Here is an 8,474-nt window from a genome sequence, read left to right on the forward strand (position 1 = left end):
GGAAAGTGTTAATCACTGACGTGGTTCTGGTAGAAACACTGTGGACGCTACGGGGCAAAAGATACAACCTGAAAAAAACGGCACTGGTCGAAGTCATCCAGAAACTGTTTGCCGAACCAAACCTGAGTTTTGAAGATGGACCAACCGTCTGGCGGGCACTTCAGGACTACCGACAAGCCAAAGCCATCAAAGCAGGCAGCAAAACCAAAAGCGCTGACTTCCCGGATGCACTCATTGCTAACAAAGCACGATGGTGTCTGGGCGATAAGCTGGAAGGTATTTACACTTTTGATAAAGCCGCACAGCAAATTCCGGGAGTCTCTGAGCCTTAAAGATCGTTGTCCGCTATTCGCCACCCGTTGCCCGCAAAAGCAAAAGCGGGATCGGCTTTTTCGGGATACGGGCAACGCTCATTAAAACAGGTGAATTATCTCAGGACAAAACCTTACCGCAGCCTGCCTCTCACTTTGAATACATGTGTTCATAACAGTAATTGGTTGCTTCTACAAAGCCCTCAATACTGCCGCAATCAAAGCGCTCACCTTTGAATTTATACGCCATCACACAGCCTCGTTGCGCCTGAGCCATTAGCGCATCAGTAATTTGAATCTCACCGCCCTTACCGGGCTGGGTGTCGTGAATCAAATCGAAAATATCCGGAGTCAAAATATAACGACCAATGATGGCCAGATTGCTGGGCGCATCTTCTTTGGAAGGCTTCTCCACCATATTTTCAACACGGATCAGATCTTCAGAGATGTGCTGACCGGCGATAATACCGTATTTATGCACTTCATCTTCTGGCACTTCCTGCACAGCAACAATACTGCAGCGAAACTGCTTATAGAGCAGCGCCATCTGTGCCAGAACACCCGGGCCACCAAGATTAATGCACAGGTCATCCGCCAGCACCATGCCAAATGCCTGATCGCCGATCAGCGTCTGACCGGTCAGTACCGCATGGCCCAGACCTTTCATCTCCCGCTGACGGGTATATGAGAAGGAACATTGATCGATCACACTGCGAATGCCCGATAACAGGCTTTCTTTGTCCGTACCGGAAATCTGGTGTTCCAGTTCGTAATTCACATCAAAGTGATCTTCCAGTGAACGCTTACCCCGGCCGGTGACAATACAGATATCCGACATACCGGCCTGCATCGCTTCTTCAACGCCATACTCAATCAGCGGTTTACTGACAATCGGCATCATCTCTTTGGGCATAGACTTGGTGGCGGGCAGGAAGCGGGTTCCATAGCCCGCTGCTGGAAAAAGGCATTTTTTAAGCATTTAAGGCTCTTTATTTATCCAACTGTCATTAAGAGACTGCCTGAAAAACAGCCTCTAAGAAAACATCAATCACGAATCAGTTTCAGTAATTCACAGGTCTTTGCCTGCATCAGCGGTTCATCCCCGCGGCTTTCCACATTGAGACGAAGCACCGGCTCGGTATTGGCAAGACGAAGATTAAACCGCCACTGCCCCATATCCAGCGAGATACCATCGGTGGTATCCACTGCCAGCGCATCTGACTGATAGTGAGCCAATACCAGCTCTATAGCTGCCTGAGGGTCTGACAGCTTACTGTTTATTTCACCGGAAGAAGGGAACAACGCTATGCGCTCACTAACCAGTGCTGACAAGGGCTGCCCTTTTCTGGACATCAGCTCTGCTACCAGCAGCCAGGGAATCATGCCTGAGTCACAGTAAGCGAAGTCCCGGAAGTAATGGTGGGCACTCATCTCACCACCATAAACAGCATCTTCCTGACGCATACGCTCCTTGATAAAAGCATGACCGGTTTTACACAGGACAGGTTCACCACCGGCGGCTGTTACCTGATCAATGGTGTTCCAGGTCAGTCTTGGATCATGAATGATTTTTGCCCCGGCCATTTTTTCAGGATCGCTGGCAAGGAAGGCCTCCCCCAATAGTCCGACAATGTAATACCCTTCAATAAACTGCCCCTGTTCATCAAACAGGAAACAGCGATCAAAGTCACCATCCCAGGCAATCCCCATATCCGCCTTATGCTCCAGAACAGCATCTGTGGTGGCCTGACGACATTCTGGCAATAATGGATTAGGGATACCATGGGGGAAATTACCATCAGGCTCATGGTGGATTTTGACAAACTCTACCGGGACACCCGCTGCCTGAAATCGCTGCTCAATAGCATCAATCACATGCCCGGCGGCGCCATTACCGGCATTGACCACCAGTTTCACTGGCTTGAGACTTTCCGGCTGGATATAAGTCAGAAGGTGGCTGACGTAGTCATCCTGAACACTGATTTCCTGATAACTTCCCCGCTGTGCCTCTGGCTCTGAGAATCGGTTTTCTTCCGCCAGCCTCTGAATATCTCTCAACCCTGTATCGCCACTGATGGGCTGAGATCCTGCCTTCACAAGCTTCATGCCGTTATAGTCAACAGGGTTGTGACTGGCTGTCACCTGGACACCTCCATCAATACCCATATGGAACGTGGCAAAGTAGATTTCTTCTGTACCGGACAGGCCGATATCCAGAACATTCACACCCGCATCACGGAGACCTTCAGACAATGCATGCTTAAGGGCTTCGCTGGTCAGGCGAATATCACCGCCTACAACTACCTCTTTTGGCTTCAGATACTCGCCATAAGCACGGCCTATGCGATAGGCAATATCTTCATTGAGTTCATCAGGAAGGCGGCCACGGATATCGTTCGCCTGAAAGCAGGGGAGCTTATTCATTTCTCAATCGCAGCGAAAATTAAAGGCCTGTATTTAACTACGAATACCACAAGATAGACAAACGTCCTTGTGAAGAAACTGCGACCTGACGTTAAAATAAGTGACGAAACAGTCTCAACCGGTCGCATTCTTACCATAAAGAAAACGTATCAACCCCCTCTCTTTATCGCCGATAGCTAATGAGATAACTGCTAAACAGAATAATGTTGATATAAGCCATATGGATAGGGCAACCGCACACCAAAGCACTCAACGATGGCCACTTGTTTCGAGACTGGTTACGTTGGTTTTATTGTCATTTCTCTCTCTTTCTGGCTTAGAAGCCAGACAGTCCTGCACCACTGAAGGACGCCCATTATTTGGTTATCTGGAAAAGGCCACACTGGTCAATATCAGCCAGCAGAAAGTGGACTCCCTGGTCGATAGTGGTGCCACCACAACGGCTCTGGATGCCCGAAATATCCGGATGCATGTTAAGCGTAATGGTTCCCGCTGGGTTCACTACGAGTTCATTCACAAAAAAAGTGGCCAGAAAACGGCCATGCACCAGCCGGTAAGCCGGGTTGCCAGAATCATTACCCATAAGGGAGCCCCCAGTGAGCGGGCTGTGGTTCGCAATACCATAAAGGTGGGCAATATCATACGTTTTGTGGACACTTCCCTGATTGGTCGCAGTAATTTCCCCCAGCAGTTACTGATTGGCCGTAACTTTCTGAAAGATACGGCCCTGATTGATTCAGGGGTGAAGTTCCTGCAGGGAAATTGTCAATGAGGGCTTTGCCAGGCGTAAAAGAAGGAATCACGAGCCTTTTGCTGATCATTACTTTCACCACCCTATTTACCCATAGTGCAGAAAGTGCTCCCAGACAAAGGCTGCATCGGGCTTATGAACCTGCAGCCATACAGTTGGATATTAATCTGCAGCAGGAAACTCTGAGCCTGTTCCTTTCTATGAACCCAGAGGCTGCCAGAGCCATCACCCAACAATCCATTGATTCATTCATCAGCCACTTGAACCAGTTTGCTCCGCTGATAACCGTCCCTGAAGATGCACAATGCCAGCAAACCCAAAAACAGTTTCTGATAGAAAATTCGGTAGGAAATTCAGGAGAAAATTCAGGACACCCACAGATTACAGCAGGAAATTCAGGACACCCACAGATTACCGGTGGTGAAAATCCAGGACAAAATCCAGGACAAAATCCAGAAGGAAATTCAGGACACCCACAGATTACTGGAAATCCAGGACATCCAGAAAATCCAGCAGAAAATCCAGGGCATCCAGAAAATCCAGCAAAAAATTCAGGACACCCACAGATTACCGGTGGTGAAAATCCAGGACAAAATCCAGAAGGAAATTCAGGACACCCACAGATTACTGGAAATTCAGGACACCTAGAAAATTCAGGACATCCAGAAAATCCAGCAGAAAATCCAGGACACCCACACATTACCGGTGGACAAAATCCAACAGAAAATCCAGGACACCCACAGATAGGAAAAAATCCAGGGCACCCACAAATTATCGGTGGCAAAAACCCAGGACACCCGCAGATCAAAGGACAAAATCCAGGACACCCACAAATTACCGGTTACCTGGAATATCAGTGTCAAAACCCGGAATCCCTGACCTGGTTACAATTTCACGGTTTCAAGGCAATGCCTGGTTTAAAGCACGCCAGTGTCTGGTTGATCAGTGATCACTGGCAAAGCAAACAGCAGCTAAGTAATAACCAGGAGCGCATCCAGTTGCAGAAAAAGCGGGGCCTCACTCACTTTCTTATGAATCTTTTTAATTAAAGAAGGCAAGCACCTATGAGCCAGGCGGTGATAATAGAAAATCTGGAGTTGAGCAAAGGAAAGCAGAACTGCCTGTCCATTCCCATGCTGACCGTAGAAAAAGGTGAGCACCTTCAGATTACCGGCTTGAATGGCTCAGGTAAAACCACTCTTCTGCAACTGCTGGCCGGTTTACTCATACCCGACAGTGGCAGGATTGAAGTACTTGGACAGAGAGTAGACAAGCTTTCCAGATCTGAACGGGAAACATTCCGGGCTGGAGAGGTTGGTTATATCTTCCAGCAGCCAACACTGATTCCCTATCTTAATCCGCTGGAAAACATTCTTCTCCCCTGCCGTTTATCTGAACGACGCCAGCAACGACTGGTCGCTCAAAAAACCACGGCCAATTATGAAGCCTACCAGCTGATGGCAGCACTCAAAATGGAAAATCCTGAGCTACTGCGGCAAAGCACCGGCCTGCTCAGTATTGGCCAGCAGCAGCGGGTAGCCATTGCCAGGGCCCTGATCGGTACCCCATCCCTTATTCTGGCTGATGAAGCGGCCACAGCACTTGACCCACTGGCTCGAAAAACCATGTACGACATGCTTTTACAATCAGCTCAAGAGCATGAACAAACATTGATCTGTGTTGACCATACCCCATACCCGGGGTTTGACCGCTGTCTGGATATGTCAGAAATCAACCATTCCCAACAGGTAGCCAGGCTATGGTAAACGTCAACGGATTCAGTAATACACAGATTACTTTTCACCATGTGATGAAAAGCATGGCTTACCGGAAAAAGAATACGCTAACCATGGTGTGTGTTCTGACCATGGGCTTCTACCTGTTGTTTCTGTTTCAAAATATCAAGGAGCAACTGGTCACTACTATTGATCGTTACTCACTCCAGAGTGATCTGATCATCAGTGCTGACACGCCGCCACTCTCACTGGTCATGTTTTCACTGTTTAATGTGGGTTCTCCACCACCGACAATAAGCCTGAGCCTGCTGGATGAACTGAGCAACCACCCCGAAATTGAGTACGCCATTCCTTACGCCTATGGCGAAACCCATCGGGGAATCCCCGTTATTGGCACGAGCACCGAAGGCATTGAGCAACTGATTCAACAACCGGAAAACTCTGAAAAACCATTAGCTGCATTTATCGGCGTCAACATCGAAAAACGACTGGGATACAAGATCAACGATCAGATCACCATTGCCGATGGCAACGAGCCAGGACTGGAGCAAGAGTACCCATTACCACTGACCATCGCCGATATTTTGCCGCGCCAAAACACTCATTACGATGATACGATTTTTGTCTCCATTGAAGGTTTAAAAGCAGCAAGACAAAGCTATACCAGGGGCTTCGCAACCAGCTGGAGCAACGTTGATGATATATCCCTGATCGATATTAAGCTCAGAGATCGTATGGCGCTTCTGGCCATGGAGAAAACCCTGGAACAATCAGCCGCTCAGCAAGATTTAAAAATCACTGTGGCCATGCCAGCCAAAGAGTTGGAAACGCTTAATGGTTATCTTAATAGAGCAGCAGCAAGCCTGATCTTTATGTCGCTGGTCACTATTGGGCTGTGCCTGCTCACTCTGTTTTATGCATTAGTCAGTAATCTACAGGAAAGAAAGCAGGAAATAGTGCTTTATCGAACACTGGGAATGAATCAACGATATATCCACCTTATGGCAGCACTTGAGCCACTATTAATTATTTCAACCGCTTTTCTAATGGGTTTTCTAATCAGTGAGTTCACATCAACACAGGCATCTGAATTTTTATTGACAGAGTGGATAATTAATTAACATCAGGGAACTTTTTGAGACTAATTGATTCTAAATAAATCGTTCGGATTTAAATCAATCAAGGTGGAAGACGTTATTTCCGGTCAGAGTAGCCGGAAAAACCTCCACCCGGGATCAAAAAATGTCCATAAGAAGTATCAGAAAACGATCAAAAACAGCCTTGCAATTATTTCTGGCAATCCTTATCAGCCATCCCCAGCTCAACCTGAACGCGGGTGAACCACCAGCCTCTACGTCATTAAGCCACAACTACTCTTTACCCATAGATTACCGCCATATGGCGCTTTACCAGCTTAAACTGAATCGCTACTACCATCCTTCCGGTTCAGGAAACCCCAACAGCGTTCGCGTTGATCACAGTCACCATCATCGCCACTGGGGTTGGTGGGACGTCCCATTCTTCTGGGGGGGATATGGCTATACCAATCACCGTGACTCTTCGTTCAGCGACCGGGTTACGGATGGCCTTATTGGCGCTGCTGTTGTCGTCGCTGTCGTTGCGATCGCTGCAGCCGCTATTTACTCAGTCTCTCATGCAATATGGCCATACACAGGGGCCGTCAGCCTGACATCTATTGAGATTCCCGAAAACTCACCATGGAAAATTACCGGCTACAAAACCGCACACGGCGGACCAATACGCTACTCGGACCTGGCTTTTAATGAAGATGCAATGGCCAATGCCAGAGAACATGAAATGTTTGATCACCAGAAAAACCCTCAAGGGCGCTTTTTGCTGGTTGACCAGGAAAACTGGTGGGGAGTGGTCGATTACCCCGTCGATATTGATGTAACATTTAGCCGCTTTGATGAGTTATCCACAGAGGCCCATGAGCAAATCACCGTTAACTTCAAACGCACAGTGACCAATGGCTTAAAGGCGGGTGCGATTTCATCACGCATTATTCAAGCCCCACAAAACCAGCAGAACTACCAGTTAGCAACCAGACCCTATTACCCCGACTGGTTTGACTTTTCCAGCTGGTATCATAAACCCGCTCAGCTAATGGTGGATTTTAAATCGACAGGCTATCGATAATGAATTAACAGGCATTTATTGTCGGCCCATAAATCACAATAAATACAAAAAAACAACACCAGTCAATGATCCGGTTGAATCAGGCTAAAGGCTGCCAGCCTTGATGCTTTTCTGTCAAAGGTCCAGGTGACTTTACACTGATGGCTTCTGTTATGGTGACCTGTCATCGCATCCGCAAAGTCATAGCCTTTTTCGTAGTCGCCCAGGGCATCCAGCACCGCTTGCCGATTATCCGTAACAAAGCACTGCTGGTACATCAATGCTTGTAGTATTTCACATTGCCGCATTCGTTTGACCTGATAGAAGTGGCTCAGCACCCAAACGATTTCCACCAGTACAATGGGAGAGAGGTAAATCTTTGGCATTTCTGTCAGGAGCAATAAGGCCTGCTGGTATTGCTGTGGATCATCTTTGACCAGAAAACGAACAAGTACATTTGTATCAATTCCTTCCATCATCAGATTCCTCGTCCTGACTCCATCCCCTGACCGCCCCTTCCCGAATAGCTGCCTCCATATCATCAAAGGATGCCTGGCGACCACCAACATCGTCAGCAAGGCACCCGGCCAGCCGCGTAATATCCTGTTTCATGGGCATCAGGGTAATCACACCGTCTTTTTCTAAAAAAAGTACCTTATCCCCCGGTTGCAACTGAAACTTTTCCCGTAAGCTACTGGGTATGGTCACCTGCCCCTTGGTGGTGATAGAGCTGCCGGACATGGCTGATCTCCTGAAAAAAAGTATTACTCAAGGTAATACCTGATAATCAGTCTGTTAAAGTATCGTCTGAGCCAATTTGAAAAGCGTCAAATCAATATCCGAACCATTACGAAAGTTTCCTTTTGCCCTGGAACCGTAAACACAGGTATGAAGTGGAAAGCTTGCATGATAATAGTCAGGTTGGATAGGATGGCGATCAATTTATTACCCAACACACCAGGCAACCATCTCCCCAAATGTGTACAAAGGTGTGTACAAATTCAGAAACCAAGATATATGTCAGACCCCAGACTCTCCCAAGAAGTAAGCACCAGACGCACATTTGCCATCATCTCCCACCCCGATGCCGGTAAAACCACCATTACCGAAAAA

At 47.7% G+C, this 8,474-nt stretch carries 10 protein-coding genes; 6 read left to right on the top strand and 4 right to left on the bottom strand.

Annotated features, from left to right (window positions below; translation table 11 throughout):
• On the top strand, window positions 1-332 hold a 332-nt coding region (locus RM811_RS03545; protein ID WP_402520825.1), incomplete at its 5' end, for a PIN domain-containing protein.
• 130 nt (window positions 333-462) lie between these two features.
• Here RM811_RS03545 and galU read toward each other — a convergent pair.
• Complete coding sequence (galU, locus tag RM811_RS03550) at window positions 463-1,290, bottom strand: UTP--glucose-1-phosphate uridylyltransferase GalU (protein ID WP_402520827.1); 828 nt, start codon at window positions 1,288-1,290, stop codon at window positions 463-465.
• A gap of 65 nt (window positions 1,291-1,355) precedes the next feature.
• Window positions 1,356-2,735, bottom strand: a complete 1,380-nt coding sequence (gene cpsG / locus RM811_RS03555; protein ID WP_402520829.1) for a phosphomannomutase CpsG — start codon at window positions 2,733-2,735, stop codon at window positions 1,356-1,358.
• A gap of 292 nt (window positions 2,736-3,027) precedes the next feature.
• Between cpsG and RM811_RS03560 the strand changes: the two genes are divergently transcribed.
• From RM811_RS03560 to RM811_RS03580, 5 genes are all read left to right on the top strand, one after another.
• The gene (locus tag RM811_RS03560; RefSeq protein WP_402520831.1) at window positions 3,028-3,507 is read left to right on the top strand and encodes a RimK/LysX family protein; all 480 of its coding nucleotides are present in this window, start codon (window positions 3,028-3,030) and stop codon (window positions 3,505-3,507) included.
• Window positions 3,504-4,535, top strand: coding sequence for a DUF2796 domain-containing protein (locus RM811_RS03565; RefSeq protein WP_402520833.1), 1,032 nt, complete (start codon window positions 3,504-3,506; stop codon window positions 4,533-4,535). Before RM811_RS03560 ends, RM811_RS03565 begins: the two co-directional genes overlap by 4 nt.
• A gap of 15 nt (window positions 4,536-4,550) precedes the next feature.
• Window positions 4,551-5,252 carry an ATP-binding cassette domain-containing protein gene (locus RM811_RS03570; protein WP_402520835.1) on the top strand — a complete coding sequence of 234 codons (702 nt, stop codon included), beginning with the start codon at window positions 4,551-4,553 and terminating at the stop codon, window positions 5,250-5,252.
• Complete coding sequence (locus tag RM811_RS03575) at window positions 5,246-6,343, top strand: ABC transporter permease (RefSeq protein ID WP_402520836.1); 1,098 nt, start codon at window positions 5,246-5,248, stop codon at window positions 6,341-6,343. The genes RM811_RS03570 and RM811_RS03575 overlap by 7 nt, the downstream gene beginning before the upstream one ends.
• A gap of 121 nt (window positions 6,344-6,464) precedes the next feature.
• Window positions 6,465-7,382, top strand: a complete 918-nt coding sequence (locus tag RM811_RS03580; protein WP_402520838.1) for a hypothetical protein — start codon at window positions 6,465-6,467, stop codon at window positions 7,380-7,382.
• 62 nt (window positions 7,383-7,444) lie between these two features.
• Here the strand turns inward: RM811_RS03580 and RM811_RS03585 are convergent, their stop codons facing one another.
• A complete protein-coding gene (locus RM811_RS03585; protein WP_402520840.1) occupies window positions 7,445-7,840 on the bottom strand; it encodes a PIN domain-containing protein in 396 nt (131 codons plus the stop codon).
• Window positions 7,824-8,102, bottom strand: a complete 279-nt coding sequence (locus RM811_RS03590) for an AbrB/MazE/SpoVT family DNA-binding domain-containing protein (protein WP_402520842.1) — start codon at window positions 8,100-8,102, stop codon at window positions 7,824-7,826. The genes RM811_RS03585 and RM811_RS03590 overlap by 17 nt, the downstream gene beginning before the upstream one ends.
• Window positions 8,103-8,474: the final 372 nt, after the last annotated feature.

It is taken from the genome of Endozoicomonas sp. (assembly GCF_031844845.1).
Taxonomy (GTDB): domain Bacteria; phylum Pseudomonadota; class Gammaproteobacteria; order Pseudomonadales; family Endozoicomonadaceae; genus Endozoicomonas.

Bases quoted from the DNA above. Each gene is read 5' to 3' on its own strand.
- galU (WP_402520827.1), bottom strand. From the start codon at position 1,290: ATGCTTAAAAAATGCCTTTTTCCAGCAGCGGGCTATGGAACCCGCTTC.
- cpsG (WP_402520829.1), bottom strand. From the start codon at position 2,735: ATGAATAAGCTCCCCTGCTTTCAGGCGAACGATATCCGTGGCCGCCTT.
- RM811_RS03565 (WP_402520833.1), top strand. From the start codon at position 3,504: ATGAGGGCTTTGCCAGGCGTAAAAGAAGGAATCACGAGCCTTTTGCTG.
- RM811_RS03570 (WP_402520835.1), top strand. From the start codon at position 4,551: ATGAGCCAGGCGGTGATAATAGAAAATCTGGAGTTGAGCAAAGGAAAG.
- RM811_RS03575 (WP_402520836.1), top strand. From the start codon at position 5,246: ATGGTAAACGTCAACGGATTCAGTAATACACAGATTACTTTTCACCAT.
- RM811_RS03580 (WP_402520838.1), top strand. From the start codon at position 6,465: ATGTCCATAAGAAGTATCAGAAAACGATCAAAAACAGCCTTGCAATTA.
- RM811_RS03585 (WP_402520840.1), bottom strand. From the start codon at position 7,840: ATGATGGAAGGAATTGATACAAATGTACTTGTTCGTTTTCTGGTCAAA.
- RM811_RS03590 (WP_402520842.1), bottom strand. From the start codon at position 8,102: ATGTCCGGCAGCTCTATCACCACCAAGGGGCAGGTGACCATACCCAGT.